This is a genomic window from Bartonella sp. AA89HNZF, assembly GCF_042196905.1.
Taxonomy (GTDB): domain Bacteria; phylum Pseudomonadota; class Alphaproteobacteria; order Rhizobiales; family Rhizobiaceae; genus Bartonella.
Map to the genome: position 1 here is coordinate 1 of NZ_JBHIRD010000154.1, position 503 is coordinate 503.

Here is a 503-nt window from a genome sequence, read left to right on the forward strand (position 1 = left end):
ATCTTTAGTGACAAGCTGAAAAGGAATGCTTTCTTATCCAATAACGTTTTGGTGTCCATGGATAATGAAAAACTCTATGGCAAACAACTTTACACTTACAACTTTTCACGTGCTTTAGAGGATAAGCTGTTAGCACCTTGTAAAGTTATCATATTAGTTGTCAACGAAAAAGAAGTAAGCCAGTCCATTCAACATCTGATTACCGATAAGAATTATGAACTTATTCTTGACGATAGGACCAAGATTAATGGCTGTTATAGAGCCCTTACCAAAATGGATCTGAAACTTGATCTTAAAGATGACCCCAAGCCCATGCGTAGAGCTTTAGCTTTTTGCAAAGATATTGAGACTTCTAAACGCGTATGCAAGAGATTCAAAAAAGAAAAAGTGCAAGAATCTTTGCGCGCTCTTCATAAGAACTATAAAGATACTCCTCCTCTTAACTGTACCCTTGCCCATATTGATGGAACCTTTAGTGCTAAAGAGCGTACAAAACAACTTGA

At 36.8% G+C, this 503-nt stretch carries 1 pseudogene; it reads left to right on the top strand.

The annotated features are described in order from the left end of the window. A pseudogene (locus tag ACFIN0_RS10240) lies at positions 1 to 503 on the top strand (damage-inducible protein); the annotation flags it as partial.